The sequence below is a fragment of the Granulicella sp. L46 genome, assembly GCF_009765785.1.
GTDB lineage: Bacteria > Acidobacteriota > Terriglobia > Terriglobales > Acidobacteriaceae > Granulicella.
In genome coordinates this window covers 529,928-548,011 of the sequence record NZ_LMUT01000009.1, presented here as the reverse complement: position 1 = coordinate 548,011, position 18,084 = coordinate 529,928, and the positions used below count along the sequence as shown (strand labels likewise).

12 protein-coding genes are annotated in these 18,084 nt (G+C 58.6%); 6 read left to right on the top strand and 6 right to left on the bottom strand.

The features are described 5' to 3' along the window. Positions 1–251 precede the first annotated feature (251 nt). Positions 252–1,196, top strand: a complete 945-nt coding sequence (locus GSQ80_RS09030; protein WP_158787295.1) for a VWA domain-containing protein — start codon at positions 252–254, stop codon at positions 1,194–1,196. Here GSQ80_RS09030 and GSQ80_RS09025 read toward each other — a convergent pair. Both GSQ80_RS09025 and GSQ80_RS09020 read right to left on the bottom strand, forming a co-directional pair. After that, complete coding sequence (locus tag GSQ80_RS09025) at positions 1,165–2,757, bottom strand: FAD-dependent oxidoreductase (protein ID WP_158787294.1); 1,593 nt, start codon at positions 2,755–2,757, stop codon at positions 1,165–1,167. The two genes, GSQ80_RS09030 and GSQ80_RS09025, sit on opposite strands and share 32 nt — an antisense overlap. 352 nt (positions 2,758–3,109) lie before the next feature. Next, complete coding sequence (locus tag GSQ80_RS09020; RefSeq protein WP_158787293.1) at positions 3,110–4,849, bottom strand: cyclic nucleotide-binding domain-containing thioredoxin-disulfide reductase; 1,740 nt, start codon at positions 4,847–4,849, stop codon at positions 3,110–3,112. A 123-nt stretch (positions 4,850–4,972) separates the two neighbouring features. On the opposite strand from GSQ80_RS09020, the gene GSQ80_RS09015 reads away from it, so the two are divergent. The 3 genes from GSQ80_RS09015 to GSQ80_RS09005 all read left to right on the top strand — a co-directional run bounded on the left by GSQ80_RS09015 (position 4,973) and on the right by GSQ80_RS09005 (position 6,461). Next, complete coding sequence (locus tag GSQ80_RS09015) at positions 4,973–5,512, top strand: DUF2975 domain-containing protein (protein WP_158787292.1); 540 nt, start codon at positions 4,973–4,975, stop codon at positions 5,510–5,512. A gap of 3 nt (positions 5,513–5,515) precedes the next feature. Next, a complete protein-coding gene (locus GSQ80_RS09010) occupies positions 5,516–5,731 on the top strand; it encodes a helix-turn-helix transcriptional regulator (RefSeq protein WP_158787291.1) in 216 nt (71 codons plus the stop codon). A gap of 250 nt (positions 5,732–5,981) precedes the next feature. Continuing rightward, on the top strand, positions 5,982–6,461 hold the full coding sequence (locus tag GSQ80_RS09005; RefSeq protein ID WP_158787290.1) for a hypothetical protein: 480 nt from the start codon (positions 5,982–5,984) through the stop codon (positions 6,459–6,461). A gap of 53 nt (positions 6,462–6,514) precedes the next feature. Here GSQ80_RS09005 and GSQ80_RS09000 read toward each other — a convergent pair whose 3' ends face one another. The 3 genes from GSQ80_RS09000 to GSQ80_RS08990 form a co-directional block, all read right to left on the bottom strand. Further along, positions 6,515–7,339 carry an alpha/beta fold hydrolase gene (locus tag GSQ80_RS09000; protein WP_158787289.1) on the bottom strand — a complete coding sequence of 275 codons (825 nt, stop codon included), beginning with the start codon at positions 7,337–7,339 and terminating at the stop codon, positions 6,515–6,517. 86 nt (positions 7,340–7,425) lie between these two features. Next, entirely contained in the window at positions 7,426–9,792 is a 2,367-nt protein-coding gene (locus GSQ80_RS08995; protein ID WP_158787288.1) for a carbohydrate binding family 9 domain-containing protein, read from the bottom strand. 426 nt (positions 9,793–10,218) lie between these two features. After that, positions 10,219–11,376, bottom strand: a complete 1,158-nt coding sequence (locus GSQ80_RS08990; protein WP_158787287.1) for a DUF3300 domain-containing protein — start codon at positions 11,374–11,376, stop codon at positions 10,219–10,221. Positions 11,377–11,781: 405 nt separating this feature from the next. On the opposite strand from GSQ80_RS08990, the gene GSQ80_RS08985 reads away from it, so the two are divergent. Then, positions 11,782–14,241 carry a PAS domain-containing protein gene (locus GSQ80_RS08985; protein WP_158787286.1) on the top strand — a complete coding sequence of 820 codons (2,460 nt, stop codon included), beginning with the start codon at positions 11,782–11,784 and terminating at the stop codon, positions 14,239–14,241. 65 nt (positions 14,242–14,306) lie between these two features. Here GSQ80_RS08985 and GSQ80_RS08980 read toward each other — a convergent pair whose 3' ends face one another. Further along, positions 14,307–15,962, bottom strand: coding sequence for a SulP family inorganic anion transporter (locus tag GSQ80_RS08980; protein ID WP_158787285.1), 1,656 nt, complete (start codon positions 15,960–15,962; stop codon positions 14,307–14,309). Between the two features lie 363 nt (positions 15,963–16,325). Between GSQ80_RS08980 and GSQ80_RS08975 the strand changes: the two genes are divergently transcribed. Beyond that, positions 16,326–18,014 (top strand): murein L,D-transpeptidase, encoded by a 1,689-nt coding sequence (locus tag GSQ80_RS08975; protein ID WP_158787284.1) that lies wholly within the window; start codon positions 16,326–16,328, stop codon positions 18,012–18,014. Positions 18,015–18,084 lie beyond the last annotated feature (70 nt).

Sequence of the window (18,084 nt, the reverse complement as noted above, 5' to 3'; positions counted from 1 at the left end):
CGAAACCGGACCTTTGCTCTTGCCTTTGCCCTACCCTCGCACGCTCTCGCTCTCGCCTTTGTTTTGCCTTTGCTTTTGCTTTTGCCTTTGCCTTTGCCTTTGCCTTTGCCTTTCTGTCTGTCATTCCGACCCTGAGCGAAGCCGAAGGGGAGGAACCTGCTTCACGCTTGCGAAGCAAGCGCCCGTTCTTGCTTCGCGAAATCGAAAGAGATTCCCCACCCTCAACGTCGCTACACTAGCGAGAGAAAATTATGCGCCACCGCCTGAATATTCTCCTCTTCCTCGCGCTCGCCTCACCCGCCTTCGCCCAAACAGACGCGCCCTACCGCCTCAACGTCTCCGTCGACGAAGTCATCCTCACCTTCCACGCAGCCGACGCGCACGGCCTCCCGGTCAACGACCTCAAGCTCTCCGACCTCACCCTCCTCGATAACGGCATCCCTCCCGCAAAAATCCTCGACTTCCAACTCCAGCAAAACTTTCCCATTCGCGCCGGCATCCTCATCGACACCAGCACCTCGATGTCATCGCATCGTTTTCGCGACCAATCCATCGCCACGCAATACGCGCAGCAACTCCTGCGCCAGCAGACCGATCAGGCCTTCGTCACCCACTTCGATCGCACATCGCACGCCATCCAATCGTGGACGAACAGCCCCACCGCGCTCACCGCCGCCATCCACACCACCACCCACGGAGACCCCATCGGCGGCACCGCGCTCTTCGACACCCTCTACGCCGCCTGCCGCTATCAGTTCGGCGAAATCGATCACCGCAGCAGCGGCAACTTCATCCTTCTCTTCTCCGACGGCGAAGACAACGCCAGCTTTCTCGATCTCGAAACAGCCGTCGACATGTGCCAGCGCACCAACACCGCCATCTACGCCTTCAGCCCCGACCCCAGCTCACCCGGCATCCCCACCCTCGCGCAACTCGCCGCGCAAACCGGCGGCGCGCTCTTCCACGACGACGCATCCGCAGCCGACATCTTCACCGACCTGCGCACCATCGAATCCAACCTGCGTAACCAGTACCGACTAGTCTTCCGTCCCGCCGCCCTCGCGCACGACGGCGCCTTCCACCCCATCGTCCTCGCCACCCCCGACCGCGTAGCCACCCTCACCATCCGCGCCGGCTACTACGCCCCAAAACCCAAACGACCCACTAAGCCCGCGCCGCCTTCACCCGATCGCTGATCATCTGCACCGCCCGCAGCGAGCTCAACGCCGCGCCCTCCTGCCATCCCACAAGGTGGCTCACATGATCGCCCACAAAATAAACTGGCCCATCCGCCTCGATCAACAACTCGTATCCTGGCTTCGGCCCGTTCGACACCTGCAACCCACGCCGTGCGATCTGATCCGGCCCATACGCTTCAATCCACGCGCCCTCGTTCCACGGAATCATCCCCCACCCGATATACAGCGGCTTCTCCAGTTCCTTGCCGTGCCCCGGGTGCAGCCGCTCCACCGACGCGCGCGACGCCTCAAACTTGCCCTTCATATCGAGCGCAGCAAACTCCGGCCGCATTCTCCACTCGTACCCACTGACCAGCACGCCGCGCTCCGAAAACATTCCCGCCGACGGTAGCCACACCGGACTGCATCCCTGCTTCACAAACTCCAGCCCGCCATAAATGTTGTAGTCCTGCTCCCAGAACCGTCGACTCTCCCAAGCAATCTTGAAGGTCGGCGAGTACGTGCACTGCTCGATCACCTGCTGGTAGGGCGCACTCAAATCATTCGGCATCTTCTTCATCATGGTCAGCGGCAGCGCGCACACACAATAGTCCGCCTCGATCATCTTGTGCTGCTCCGCATGCGTATACCCCACGCGCACGCCCTTCGCCGTCTTGCGAAGCTCCGTCACCGGCGCGTTATAAATCACCGTCTCACCCAACGCCTTCGCAAACGCATACGCAATCCTGTCCATCCCGCCCACCGGCTGAAACATCGTTGCCTGCATATCAAACGCTTCCTCAAACAAAATCCCATCCCAGAAGTCCGCATTGAGCAGCGTATGCATGTCGACCGGCTGACTCAACACGCCAGCATCGTCACCAGCGCCCGGCGTCGACGAGTACCCCGCCGAATCCGATCCCGCATACTTACCCGCGTCATCCAGTGACCCGTACCTGCGCAAAAACGTCAGCATCCGATCGCGATCGTCCTTCGACATCTCCTGATCCAGCCCACCCTGGCTCACGCACTTCGCCAACAGCTCACTCACATGCCCACGCGTATCGGCCTCGACCTCCCGCTGCACCAGCGCCTTGCCGCCATTCACCGCATCGTTCTGCAGCAGGCTGCTCCGGCTGGTGTTCACCTCCACCTGCATCTCAATCCCGAACTTACGGCAGTACCCCAGCATCGTCTTATGGATCGAGGGCAACCGAGCCGGCCCCACATTCTGATAGTTCCCTGCATCCCACGTGCACTGTTGCTTCGTGCCATCCGTAAACGCGACCGTATCCCCTCCGCGCACCGTCCAGTTCCGACCGCCGGGACGCTCGCGCGCCTCCAGCACCGTACACTCGTACCCCAGCGCCTTCATCTCGAACGCCGCCACCAGCCCGGCGACTCCGCCGCCCAACACCACCACCTTCACACCCTTGCCCGTCCCAGGAGCCACGCTCAACGGCACCGCGGCCTCTGCCATCACCGGCGCCAAACCCATCGACTGCATGGCAACAAACGCAGCGCTATATCCCCCCACCTGCCCCACCCGCATCAAAAAATCACGCCGTGAAAATCCCATCGAAGAAATACCTCGCTACCAAAATGACGAACCGTTTTGCAGCCAGCAATAAAGTATTCTCCCCAGGATCGGGGAACTTCACCGACACACGAGAAGAAGAAAGAGTGGGAGTTTTCAGTGTATCCGTGACCCCGCCCGCGCGCCAACGGAATGTGCCAACGCCCCCTCCCGCTCCATAGAAGGAACCTCTTCATAAGCGCTGTCCGAAAGAACCACTTCACCAGCATTCGAACGAAAGAATCTCTTCACAAGCATTGGTTCGAAGGGGCACGACTTCAGTCGTGCCAAAAAAGGCCAAGAACCATCTGGGCTTTAGCCCTTGAGGGGATGCCAGGCACCGGTCTCTGGCTTCCTAGGCTTGTGAAGTCACCGCCGCCGCAGCCCCCGCAGACCGCAGCGCCGCCAGCGCCGAGTTCGGCTCCACCGCAAATTGATTTCGGTGGTCCGCCAAATATCGATGCACATCCGAGATCACCACCGAGCCTTCACCCACCGCCGACGCAACCCGTTTCACCGAGTTCGACCGCACATCCCCCACCGCAAACATCCCCGGCACGCTCGTAGCGTACGGCGTACTCTCAAACCCCTCCTCGCCGCCCGTAAGAATGAAGCCCTTCTTATCCAGCTTCACCGTGCCGAACAGCCACCCCGAATTCGGCTCCGCGCCAATCATCACGAACACGCTGCCAATCGGCTTATCCGTCCGCTCGCCCGTCGCGCGATCCACCCACGCCACGCGCTCCAACGCCGTCGCCCCCTCCAACATCTCAATCTCCGAGTTCGGATACAGCGTGATGTGCGAAGAGTTCTCAATCCGCGAGATCAAATACTGCGACATGCTGCTCGCGAGCGACGGACCGCGCACAATGTGGTGCACATGCTTCGCAACCCCCGACAGAAACACCGCCGCCTGTCCCGCCGAATTCCCGCCCCCCACCACAATCACCTCATTCTCGCGACACAGCAACGACTCCATCGCAGTCGCCGCATAATAAATTCCGCGGTTCTCATACTGCGCGTAGTTCTCCACCGACAGCTTGCGATACTGCGCACCCGACGCCACCACCACCGCCCGCGCGCACAGCGTAATTCCACCCGCAAGCGTCAGCTTATGAATCCCATCCACCTGCTCCGCCGTAATCGTCTCGCGCGAAATCGCGAAGCGCACGCCAAACTTTAGCGCCTGCAACTGCGCTCGACTCGCGAGCCGCTGCCCTGAAATCCCCGTCGGAAACCCAAGATAATTTTCGATCTTCGAGCTCGTCCCGGCCTGCCCCCCGGGAGCCGTTCCCTCAATCACAATCGTGCACAGTCCCTCCGACGCCGCATACACCGCAGCCGCCAGCCCCGACGGCCCCGCACCCACCACCGCCACGTCATAAATGATCGATGGGTCTGGCAGCTCCGTAATCCCAAGCTCATCCGCAAGCTCCGTGATCGTCGGTCGATGCAGTACACGCCCATCCGAAAGAGTCACTGCCGGCAGAGCCGATTCATTCTCCGCCAAAGGATCATCCGTCGCACCTGCCTCTTCCGCCGCCGCCTCCACCATCCGATGCGGATAGCTGTTGCGCAGCAGGAACCGGTGTACCTCCATCGTCTCCGCATCGCCCGCGTGCCCCATCACCACCACACCGCCTGTCTCATCGCCGATGATCCCGATCCGCCGCCAGATCGTTGCCGACGTAATCACGTTCGCGATATCTCCCTGCGCGCGCATCAGTCGCTGCAACCCATCGCGCGGTATGCGCAGCACCAGGGTCTCCTCCACCGTCCGCGCCTCCACCAGCGATCCCTGCGAGTTCAGCAAGTTCAACTCGCCCGTGAAATCAAACCGCCGATGATTTGCAATGACCTTGCACCCGCCGTTCTCCGTTGGGATCGAGATCTCAATCTCCCCCAACAGCACGACGTACATATCCACCTGCCGGTCCCCCTGCTTGAACAGTTTCACGTCCGCCGCAAACGTCTCCTCCCGCCCATACCCGCGCAGCCGCTCGACCATGTCGTCGGTAAGTTTCGGGAACGCAAGGTCCGGCCGAAATTCCGGCGTGTTCCATCCATTGCTATTGTTCGCTGTCTCGTCGCTCATGGGAGTTGAGCCTCCTGCCCGCAAAACTCCATTCTAGGGCCCCAAAAGAAATTATCGTTTATCAATAAATTTCTCTTGACGCCGCACACATCCTTATTTATTGTTTATCGATAAGGAGCAGCCATGCTACCCACCGCCCACTTAACCAACAAAGACCGCCTCATCAAAGGTTCACGCCTATTCGTTCGCATCGCCCTCATCGTCAACCGGGCCTTCTTCTTCGGCGTCATTGCCATGCTCGTCGTCTCCATCATCCTCTCGACCCGCTTCGTCCCGCTGCTCATCCCAACCACCTCGGCCGCAGATCTGCCCTCTGCCCTCACCGGCCTCCGCCTCCTAATGCTCGTCGGTCTCGCCATGGCCGTCGCCACCGAAATCGTTCTCCGAACCCTCGCGCAGATCATCACCAGCGCCGGCGCCGGCGATCCCTTCATCGCCGCCAACGCGCGCCGACTACAAACCATCGGCTGGGCGCTGCTCGGCCTCCAACTGCTCGCCATCCCCTGCGCGCTCCTCGACAAATTCTGTCCCGCCCTCGGTTCCGCCGCGCCCGGTGCTTCCTTCTCTCCCGGCGGCTGGCTCGCCGTCCTCATGGTCTTCGTCCTCAGCCGCGTCTTCGCCGCCGGCTCCACCATGCGCGACGAGCTGGAAGGAACCGTGTAGCCCATGCCCATCGCCATCAAGCTCGACGAAGTCCTCGACCGCCGCCGCATGTCCCTCACCGAACTCTCCGAAGCCGTCGACATCACGCTAGCCAACCTCTCCATCCTCAAGACCGGAAAAGCCCGCGCCATCCGCTTCTCCACCCTCGAAGCCATCTGCACCACACTCCATTGCCAACCCGGCGACATCCTCGTCCTTGCCGAAGAAGTCGAAGACTAGCGCTCCGTTGTTGCCGTCGCCTTTCTTCGACAATTTCTAAAAGAAATTGTCATTCCGAGCGCAGCGAGGAACCTGCTTTCTCCGGTTCTTACTCTTGCCCGTCTCGCTCTTGATTTTCTTTCTGTCATTACCTCAGGGACTCTGCCTCTCGGCTACCCAGGCCACGGATTCCTGTTTTTTGTTTTCGCTTCAGATGCACCCATCCAACGCCCACCGCGACACAGGCCCCATGCGCCCATAGGAGACTCACATGCCCATCGACCCTCTATACCCGTTCCGCCCCTCCACCAAGTACGAAGGCGTCCGCCCCATCAACATCTACCTTCTCCGCCTCCTCTACATCCTGATGTTCTTCGTCCTCGGCCAGATGACGTGGACGCACATCCTCACGCACAAAGGCCCATGGGATCCAACCAACGCCGTAGCCTGGTGCGTCTGGACAGCCTTCGCCACCCTAGCCGGCCTCGGCATTCTCCACCCCCTGAAGTTCCTCCCCATCATTCTCCTGGAGATCTTCTACAAGGTGCTGTGGCTCGTAGTCGTCGCCTATCCCCTCTGGTCTCGCGGAACGTTAGCAGCCTCGCCCGCCGCAGACATCACCGCGCAATTTCTCTGGGTAATTCTCCCGATCGTCGCCATGCCATGGGGATACGCGTTCGTAACCTACGTCTACAATCCGAAGCGCGGCACTCGCCCACAACCCCAACAACACAGCATCGCCGCGAGCTAAACGAACTGCGGGCGGCCAGCAAATTCCTGGCCGCCCGCAACCCTCTCACGCTCTTACCCCTTGAGAAACTTCAGCAACGCCGCATTGACCGTGTCCGCATGCGTCGTCGGCATGCCATGCGGAAAGTCCTTATACGTAATCAGCGTTCCATTCTTCAGCAGCTTCGCGGCCAGTGGACCCGCCGCCTGGTACGGAACAATCTGGTCATCCTCGCTATGCATCACCAGCACCGGCACGTCGATCCTTTTCAAATCGTCGCTAAGGTCAGTCTGCGAGAACGCGACAATCCCGTCGTAGTGCGCCTTCGTTCCGCCCATCATGCCTTGCCGCCACCAGTTCTGAACCACCGGCGTCAGCGTCTTCACGCCCGGCCGATTGAACCCATAGAACGGCCCAGCCGGCAGGTCCCAATAGAACTGCGCGCGGCTGGCAAACAACTGCGCCTGCAAATCATCGAACACAGACTTCGGCAGGCCCAGCGGATTCGAATCAGTCTTCAGCATGAACGGCGTGATCGCGCTGATCAGCGCAGCCTTCGCGACGCGACCCTGGCCATACCGCGCCACGTAAGCCGTCACCTCGCCACCGCCCGTTGAGTGGCCAATATGAATCGCATCCTTCAAACCCAGATGGTCGACCAACGCCGACAGGTCCGATGCATAATGCTCGATGTCATGCCCATCGCTCACCTGCGCCGATCGCCCATGCCCGCGCCGGTCATGCGCAATCACACGATACCCCTGCTGCAGAAAAAACAGCATCTGGTTATCCCAGTCGTCGGCCGAGAGCGGCCACCCATGGCTGAACACAATTGGCTGGCCCGTTCCCCAGTCCTTGTAAAAAATCTCAACGCCATCTTTCGTTTTAATCGTCGGCATAAGAAGCTCCTTTGTTGGCAGGTGGTTCAAAGAAGCCCTCATTACACCACATCTGTATGAACGCTCACTGCTTCAAACAGATCTCTTTAGAAACGAAGCAGATAGCTCGCCTTGATAAAAAACTGCCGCCCATCATTCAGATATCCCGGCCCGCGCGGAAGAATCGGCTGCATCGGATCACAGGTACCCTCCGCCGGCTCCACGGTGCAGAGGTGGTGATTGTAGTTCTGTGTATCGCCGTTATATCCGATATACAGCACCGTCCCCGGATGCGGCAGCCACGTCAACAGCGCCTGCGTCTGGATCTGCTTGGTCCGCGCCAGCGACGTCTCCAGCGGATTCGCCAGCGTCGTGTCATACTCCACAATCACCCGCGCCGAGATCGCCCTCGTGAACTGATAGTTCAGCTTCGTCCGAAACGTCTGCGTCTCGTACACCAACTGCCCGCCGTGCGCCGCGTGGTCGCGATCCAGCAGGTACGTATTGTCGTCCGTCAGATGTCTTATCGGGTTAATCGAGATCAACGCCTGCACCGTCTCCTGGTGCAGCAGGAACGGCACCTGCCCCGTCGGCGGGTTGTAGTTCACATTGCCGCTCTTCAGAGCCTGAATGTTAAAGCTCAACTGCGAAAACGGCTGCCCGCGCGCCACAAACCCACCAAAATTCTCCGTAAAATTCACACTCGACGGCATCGGATACCCATCCTGCGGCCCCACCGTATCCGAATTCTGCCCAACCAGCGGCGCCAGCACAATGTTGTTCGGCAATAGCACAAACGGATCGAACGTGGTGTAGTGATACACGCGGTTATGCGCGTGATCGAACGCTATATTCTGATTCGTCTCCACTCCGTAGCTTTGAACCTTCTTGTGCTTTGGAAACCACTGGTACGTCGCATGCAAATGATCGCTGCGAATATTCGACGTCTGCAAAAATCCCACCAGCGTCGTGAAGCCGCTGCTGATGTCCTGGTACTCATCGAACATGTTGAACGAGTGCCCGCTGCGCTGCACCTGCACATCTGCCGCCGGACCCGCGTGGTATCCCGCCGGAAACACCGCCGCCGTGCTCTGCGGATTGCTTTGCATCGTCGAGCTCTCCACCATCTGCCCCAGCGTCGTCCAGTGACTATTCATCCTCCAGGTAAAATCCGCGCCGCCAATGCGATTCCACCCGCCGCCGAACTCCTCGTCCGTATACATCAGCCCAACATTCGAACCCTTGCCCAGATCCTGCGACACGCGCCCCACAAAAAACCCTGCCTTGTGTCCATACAGCGGATCGTTCGGCAGCACGGTCTGGCCCGGCTCGCGATCATTGATCGCCAGAACTCCAATATTCGTATGCCCAATCTTTCCCGTAACGCGCCCGCCAATCTCCGGCCGAATAATATTGCGCGTATAGAGCAGCGTCAGCGGCGTAGCAAAGTAGCTCGCATTCTCCAGAAAGAACGGCCGCAGCTCCGGAAAATAAACCGGATACCGCTGGTTCACCGTGAACTGCGGCTGGTCGCTCTCCACATCCGAGAAGTCCGGATTCACCGTCGCGTCCAGCACAATCGAATCCTTCAGCACGGCCTTGACCTCGCCGCCCGCCGTCGCCTCCGCATTGCGCGTCGAAAAATATGGGTCGGTAGGATCCAGCGTCTCCAGCGTGTGCTCATTCTGTCCCAGCACATACGGGACAATCTGAATATTGTGCGACCCGGCAGTTCCCGTTAGACCATCCAGATGAAGCGTCCCCTCCTGGCTGAGCTCCCCCGTCACATTCGCCGAAACCCGCGGCCAGAAATCATTCTCACTGTTGCGCGGAAAGTTTCTCCAGAACACCGCGCCCCAAACCGTACTCTTCGGCGGAAACCGTATGCTCCGAAACGGAATCGCGATCAACGCCATCCATCCCTTGTTCGTAATCTTTGCGTCCGAATCCCACACCTGGTCGTAGCTGTAATCCGCGCCCCCCGTCTCCGTCCACGAAGCATCCGCCTGCACACCCGCCGGGTTCACCTGGAACTGCACGCCGCGCTGCCGATCCTGAAATGGATCCAGATTCACCGTCACATAGTCATCGTTCAGAATGTTCTCTCGCCGCGCCAGGTGCGAGCGAATCAAATCAGGGTGCCCATCGAAACACAGGAAGACAATATAAAGTGTCGTCTTGGTTCGCCCCAGGTACACCTCCGTGCGCTCCGTCGCCGCCGCTCCATCCACCGGCGTGTTCTGGATGAACTGAGTCGCGTACCCAAGCTGTTCCTTCAGCCCCGCCCTCGGCTCCATGTCCGGAAAGTCTCTCAGTGATATCGGCCCCGCCAGCAACGGCACCTTCGCATCCGGCAGCGGCTGCGACTTCGGCTTGGCCTCGCTCGAAACCGTCGGCTTTCCAGTAGTCCCCTGGTTCACCTGCGCCTGCGCGCCCCCCGCATGCAATAATCCAACCGCCGCAACGCCCAACAAGAATCCGATCTTCCTGGCCCGATACCTCACCAGCCCCACTCCCTACGCCGTCCTCGCCCAAAACCACTCACAGAAATAGTCATCCTTCCCAATACGCTCAATCAGATACGCTCAATGCGACCGAGTAGTTCCCTACGCTGGAACGCACAGCAACTTGCCCTATTAATTAAGGTGATCTCCTATAAGACGTTCGGCCCTCGAAACAGAGAGCCGCGCCGCGCACCGATCGGCACCCACCACGCCCCCCCGTCGCCGAGACGCTAACCCAGCGCTTCACCCCTGAAGACATCCGCAGAGTCGACGGCGGAAACGTCTGCCGCGTCTTCGCCCACGCCACCGCCCCACCGCGCCTGACGCCCGCACCCCTGCGGCAGAAGACCAGCCGCAAGGGTGTTTCTCACATTCCAAGCTAAAGCCGCCACCAACTCAGTTCGATGGCCGAGCAGCAGGTCTGGGCCTCGGTGCCGGCCTGGGAGCGGGACGCGGCTGTCCTCCCGGACGCGGCGCAGGACGAGTACTCGGTTGATTTCCTCCGCCAGGCGGTCTCGTACCCGTCCCCGGCCGCACCGGCAACGTGCCCGGCCGGTTTCCGTTTGCAGGCGGACGATTGCCGTTGCCAGGCGGACGATTGCCCGCATTGGGAGGCCGCGTGCTCCCCGGTGGGCGATATCCCGGGGTTCCGTTCGAAGGCGGACGATAATTTGGCGGACGATAAGCCGGCGGCCTGCCCGGATACGGTGGCCGGTAATGCGGCGGATGATATCCCCAGTTCCCGCCATACCCCGGATAGCCCCGATAATACGGCGGCCGCGGATGATACCAATACACCGGCGGCCGATACCCACCCACCCAAATGCCGCCCCACGGTCCGCGGTTGTAATAAATCACGCCGCCGCGTCCCCAACCCCATCCCCAGCCAGCCCAACCCCATGGTTGATTGCTATAGACCAGCGCCGAAATCCCGATCCCGATCCCAAATGTGATCAGCGCAGTAGTCGTACTCGGCGCCGCAACGTACACCACCGTGGGGTTATAGACCGGCACATACGCCACCAACGGATTGGCGGGCTGAATCACATAAATCGGCTGGCTCGACGCCTGCTGCACCTCAACCTTCTGCTGTTCATTGCTGCGCAGACTTCCAGCCTCATACGCCTGTGCCCGCAGACGTTGGATCGAAGCCGATACATCCGCCTGGTTTGCCTTCACAGCTAGCCCGATCGCGGCATAGTCATCAATATGGTCAGCCATCATCTGCAGTACTTTCGGAAACGTGACCAGGGCAAGAAACGCCGGGTCGTATCCCTGCTTCTCCGCGGCCGCCGTCAGCGCAGGTCCGCTCAGGCTGGGATTCTTCGCTAGCCAATTCGTAACGTCGAGAATCTCCTGAGGATTGGTCGAGGCCGTCGTCATCTGCGCCAGCAGCGCATCCGGATACAGCGCAATCGGCGCCATCAGCTGATCCAATTCCTGTGCCGTCGGAGGAGGAGGGCTCTTCTGCTCAGTGGCGGGAGCTGGAGCCTGCGCCTCTAGAAGAGGAGCCGCGCTTGAAAAGACAAACAATCCAATGAGAACGGATGACACGAAAGACATACAGGGCGTGCGTCGCATTATCGAACCTCGTCAATCAAGCTTGCGTCCGTAGGCCCCAACCGGCGGAGCGCTTTGCAATCATCGTCTTTTCGACCAACGGAAACAACTAATATTTTTACTGGCCTCAGCCATTGAGGACGGTAGGGACAACCCTCCTCGCGTAGAATGCGACCAGCCTGCCTCCAGTCATTTTGATCCTCAAGGGAATCGCAATCGACGAGCCAACAGGCGACCGAATGATTTTTCATCCGGTCAATCATCCAGGGTCCCCGTATTCGTCGCACGACAAGGACTGCCGCGCAAGACTGCTCCAGCCTCAGACAGCGAATCTCGTGCCGTGCTAAAGTTGGCGGTAAGTTGCTCACAGCATGATCGAACCGTTGTCTAGGGAGAACTATGCTGGACCCATCCTTGCCTCGAAAACTTGGACGCCGGTTCTATTCGGAGTTGGCTGTAGGAGTAGCTCTTCTGGCGGCCCAGGCGATCCTGACGCTCACGCTTAGGCAAGGTCCGGCCCTGGTCGCCTACTGCGAAATCAGCTATCTCGTTTTGCTCCTCCTGGCGAGTGGAGTTGCCATCCGCAATGCCGTACGGAGCAGCCAATCGGCCCGGTTATTCTGGTCGCTCCTTGCTGCGGCGCTTGGGGTGTGGGCGCTCGTTCCTTTCAGTTGGTTCAACAGCGTGGTCCTGCACGGCAGGATTCCCGCATTCCTCTTCGACAATCCTCCACTATTTCTGCACATCGTCCTGATGATCGCAGCGGTGGCTTCCCGTCCTCACTTGAAGTTGCCGAGCCGGAGACCCTATCGAGCGACGGTCAACTTTCTCATCCTGCTGTTTGTCTGGGTTTTCGCCTATGCCTTCTACCTTTTCCCGTATCAATACGGAACCGAGGGAACGGCAATGATCTTGCGTTTTGAAACGATCTACTTTATCGAGAATGCCGTTCTTCTTGCCATTCTCGGCAGGTTGATTTTCCGGGCGCAATCTCCGTGGAAGCGTATCTACCAGCACATGTTTGGCGCCTCGGCCCTGTATACCTGTGGCTCCCTGGCCACGAACGTTCTTTGGGCCTTGAAGGACCCTTCCGGCGATCTGACCGGCCCGAATTATGCGGTCGTAAGAGGTCTTACCGGGATGATGTTCACTGCCTCCATCTATTGGTTTTTCTGGATCGGACTTGAAGGAAGCAGGCTGCAATCAAAACTTAAACACGCCGTGCTATTGGACACCACAGATCCCAAGTACAGTTCTGCCTTGGCGACGCTCGCCGTACTCGCTGTCCCCGTCGTTGGCGTGTGGGAACTGTTCCGAACGGGCGAACCCATCGGAACCCATGAAATGCGTCTCATCATGGTCATGGTGGCAGGACTGATTCTCGCTGTCGGCGCCTCTGCCGAGAATTATCTTGCCAATCGCGAGTTCACTTCTGATGTCGCCGTCGCCCACGACAGGCTTCGCCTGGCCATGAAATCGGGTAAATCCATGGGATGGGACCAGGACCTTGCTAACGGACAGAGCATCTGGTTTGGTGACCTGGAGCCGACGTTTGGGATTCGCGGGGATCCTTACCTCGCCCGCGAGCACGAATTCATGGAGCGCCTTCACCCGGACGACCGCGAGCGGGTCGCGAACGTATTCACCGATGCACTGCAAGGTCGAAGTGAGTATGAAGCGGAATATCGCGTCGTCCGTACCGATGGCGTCATACGATGGCTTTCTGATAGCGGGAAATTCTATTTTCCAGCCAATAGCGATCTGCCCCGTGCTCTCGGGATTGCGGTGGACATCACTGAACGCAAACAAGCGGAGTTTGCCCTGCGAGAAAGCGAGGAACGCTTCCGCTTAATGTCGAACACGACGCCGGTGCTGATCTGGATGGCTGGCACCGACAAGCTCTGCACCTATTTCAATAAGACTTGGCTCGACTTCACTGGACGGCCACTATCGGCCGAACTTGGAAACGGCTGGGCGGACGGTGTGCACCCGGAAGACTTGCACCAGTGTGTCGAAACCTATTGCCGGGCATTTGATCAGCGGAAGCCATTCAGAATGGAGTATCGGCTCAGGGCGAGCACTGGAGAATATCGTTGGCTTCTCGATATAGGGGCGCCCAGATTTAATCCCGACGACTCATTCGCCGGTTACATCGGATCTTGCATCGATGTGACGGAGCGCAAGCTTGCAGACGAGGCGCTTTACAGCGTTAGCAGAAGATTGATTGAGGCGCAGGAGCAGGAGCGCACCCGCATTGCCCGGGAGCTTCACGACGACTTCAGTCAACGAATGGCATTACTCGCCATCGAACTCGACCTGCTCAAGAAGGACCTTCCCACCTTGAACGGCGATGCCCTCCACCGCGTGGACAGACTGCGCGAGCAGGCCCGGGAGATGGGCTCCGATATCCAGGCTTTGTCTCACGAGCTTCATTCTGCGGCGTTGGATCATCTGGGCATTGTCGTGGCCATGAGAGGCTTCTGCCATGAGTTCGGAGAAAAACAGAAATTCAAAATTGAGTTTCATTGCGGAGACTTGCCGAACCCCGTATCGCCCGACGTTGCCCTCTGCCTGTACCGCGTCTTGCAGGAAGCACTGCACAATGCAGCGAAACATAGTCGAGCTTCGCAGGTCAACGTAGACTTCCTGGAAATGCCCGGAGAGATTCGACTCACCGTTAGCGATGACGGGGTCGGTTTCGATGTCGAATCGGTCAACAAGGGACGGGGGCTCGGTCTCATCAGCATGCGCGAGCGAGCCAAGCTGGTGAACGGAACATTCTCGATTTTCTCGAGATTGAATGGTGGCACTGAGATCAACGTTCGCATTCCAATGAGCGCAACGCCGCATGTCGGTTGAACCATCGTTCTCTCGTCGAAGATGAAAGTGTGACAAGCGAGATTGCCGCACAACCCAAGCACGCGTTACTGCACCGTCTTCCTTCTTTTCTCAAACGCAGTGACCGCATCGCGAAGGTTGAAGAACATGCGATCAGTCCCCAGAGCCTCGCCCAGCGATGAGCGCTTGACCACGTTGAGCGCCTCCGGGTTCAGTGTCGTCAGCCATAACTCAACCCCACTCTCCCGAAGCCTCTCTTCTGCCTCGATAAGCGCTTGCAGTGCCGTGTACTCGAAGTCTGGAATAGCGCTGCATTCCAGGATCACCACCTCAGGGTGAGCCTCCGTCACCAGCGCCCGAAGCCGCTGCCGCACCCCCGGTGCGTTCGCAAAGGTCATTCGTCCTTCCGTGCGCACGATCAGAAGACCTGGAATCGTCTCATCCTCCGGATGATTCCCGGACTCCGGTCGAAACACATCAGTCCCCGGCTTCCGCCCAACAGAGTAAACCTCCGGATTGCTGGCCTGGTAGATCAGCGTCAGGACCGAGATGGCGACCGCGACCAGGATGCCACGCAAAGTCCCAAGGACTGCAACGCCTGCGCAGGCCGCCACTGCCCACAGGAATTCCGTGCGCCGCACCTCAAGGATCGAACGAAATCCCTTCAGACTCAAAAGCGGAATCGTAGTCACCACAACGATGGCGGCCAGCGTAGCCTGTGGCAGCAGGCTGATCAGTGGCGATAGAAACAGAAGCGTTGCCAGCACCACTCCCACCGTCACCAACTCCGCTACTTGGGTGCGTGCACCGGCGCGTGCGTTCACCGCCGTCTGCGAAGTTCCTCCACCCGCCGGAAAGCATTGGAAGAAACTCCCCGCAATATTCGCTGCCCCCAGCGCAATCAACTCCCGGCCCGGCGCCACAGGAGGATCGTTGTGTGCGGCAAAGCTACGGCCGGCGGCGATGGACTCCGTAAAGGACATCAGCGCGATTCCCAACGCACCCGGCCACAGCTTCATCACCAGCGACAGGTTCGGAATCGAGGGAGTTGGAATCCCCGCCGGAATAGGACCAGTCAGCGCAATACCGAAATTACCCAACCCAAAAAATCGAGCGGCAGCCACCCCCAGCAACACAGCCACAATGGGAGCCGGAATCTTTGGAAAGAATCGCTCCATGCCAAACAAAATCGCAAGCATTGCCGCAGCCAGTATCAGTGTCGCGCGGTTCGCCTCCGGCACATGCTGCAGCGTGGAAATCACATTGTGGAAGAAATTGCCGCTTTCAAAATGTACCCCCAGCAGTTTGGGCACCTGGTCCACCACGATCACCAGCCCGATTCCAGCTTTGAACCCGGTAAGGATCGGATCCGAGATGAAGTTAGCAATAGCCCCCAGGCGCAGCACGCCCGCCAGGATCAGCATCCCACCCACCAGCAGTGCCAGCGTGGACGCCGCCGCCATCAGTTGATCTGGGTTTCCGCCAGGCACAGCAATCGCCAACTCGGTTGCCGTCAGGATCGCGATAGTGCTGGTGCTGCTTACACTCAGCGGACGCGACGTCCCCAGCAAGGCGTAGACAAACATCGGCACGAGCGCCACATAAAGGCCCGCCTCCACCGGCAAACCAGCGATGCTCGCAAAGGCCATTGACTTCGGAATTACGACTGCCGCAGTTGTCAGCCCCGCGACCACATCAAACCGGAGCCACTCCTTTTGATAGTTCAACAGTCGGCCTGCCATGGCGAATCCTCACTGTCTCGTTTATCTACGGCTCAAGCGTCTACCCTGAGTCTACGGACTTGCGGCTGCTCTGTGCGTTCCGTCACTCGCCAATAAATTGCATGTCTTCATTTCGCAATGTCGACCCAAATCCAAGTCCGACAGGCGCCCCAGCGTCTGGATCACGGCAATCTGGAAGTCGCTGTCGGTTGACGATAACAGCCCAAGCGCATTTCGAGAATCAACGTCTTCGAAATAGACCTCAGCGCTGGGGCTCAGATGATCCTGTGAAGCCGGGCCAATGAACCCAGGCATCGTGATTTACTATTGGCGCTAACAGGAAAGAGCCGATTTCCTAAACTCCGCTTCTCGATCTGGGGTCCAATGTATTCGAGGAAATTGCTTGTATCGCTGATTTTGATCTGCTTCCACGGCGGTGGATCGAGTAAGCTTTGGTTTCCTTCGACTGGCCTTTTCCTGCCGAATGCATCTGCGGACGCCGCTGCTTCCTCCGCAATCGCGGCTGAATTGCGTGGGATGGCAGCGAAAGGACAGTTGGGAAATAACCTTAGCTCGGCCGGATATCTGGAGCAAATCAAGAGACTTTACGAAGCCGTGAACTTTGCGCCACTGTGGATTAAAGACGATCAGCCGACACCGCAAGCGACCTATTTGATTGAGGCTCTGCGCGCAAGCCGCCTAAAAGGACTGAACCCCAGCGACTATGGGGCGGAAGGCCTGGCAACGCAATCGAGGTCGCTCAAAAATGCGTCAGCTGCCGCTCAGGCTTCGTTCGATGCATCTCTCACGTTAGCGACGATGCGTTACATCTCGGATCTGCGGATTGGTCGAATTAATCCCGAACATTTAAAGTTCGGCATCGACGTGAAGTCAAAAAAATATAATCTTCCAGAATTTATTGCGCAACAGGTTGTGAACGCGGGAAACGTTCAATCCGTTCTTGATCAGATTGAACCCCCGTATGCCGGCTATCGTCGTATTGAAGCTACCTTGAAGCAATACGTCGATCTGGCCGCCAAAGGCGACGGCGCACAAGTGCCAGCGGGGACCAAAACTGTCGCTCCCGGCGATAGCTATACCGGAACCGCTCAGCTGGCAGCGCGATTGCGGTTGCTTGGAGACCTTCCACAGAGTGGAAGTTTCGATTCCTATAGCGGAGGCCTTGTAGAAGGGGTCAAACATTTTCAGGCAAGACATGGCCTCGCGACGGACGGCAAATTAGATGCGGCGACTTTACGAGAGTTGAACACTCCGCTCAGCGTGCGCGTTCAGCAAATCGATGACGCCATAGAACGGTGGCGATGGATGCCGACCGAGTTTCAGCAGCCTCCCGTTCTGGTCAACCTCCCCGAGTTTCGTCTAAGGGCCTACTCAGACGATCATCAACTCGCACTCAGCATGAATGTCGTTGTGGGCAAGGCCGCGCCGACCCAGACACCGGTTTTTACCGACGACATCCGTTACATCGTGTTTCGGCCTTATTGGAATGTTCCCCCTGGAATTCTGCGTCGGACAGTCATTCCCGGCATCATGAAGAGCAGCGGATATCTTGCTCGTGAGAAATTCGAGGTAACCGACTCCCGCGGCAAAGTAGTGTCTCCGAACGGCGATCTAGTCGCCGGGCTACGCTCGGGCAAATACTTCATACGTCAGAAACCCGGTCCAAACAATTCGCTTGGGCTGATCAAGTTTATGTTTCCCAACTCGCATTCCGTCTACCTCCACAGCACTCCATCGACCGAGTTGTTTGCCAAGTCGCGGCGTGACTTCAGCTCAGGTTGTATTCGAGTGGAGAAGCCAGCCGAGTTAGCTGCCTTTTTGCTACGCAATCAAACGGATGGACAGCAACCCTGGACTGTAGCGCGGGCACAGACAGCGATGGACTCCGGCAAAGACAATCGGCAGGTAAACCTGACAGTGAAGGTTCCGGTCCTTATTCTCTACGTGACCGCGGTCGCGGAGGAAGACGGTACAGTGCACTTCTTCGCCGACATCTACGGGCACGATAAGCGTCTTACCGCCCTACTGACCAAGGGGCCTCCTTATCCATAGTTAGTGGAACAACTTCCGAACCATAGTTTCCGAACGCCGTTTTCATGCTGCTGGCCGTTTGGCGTTGTAG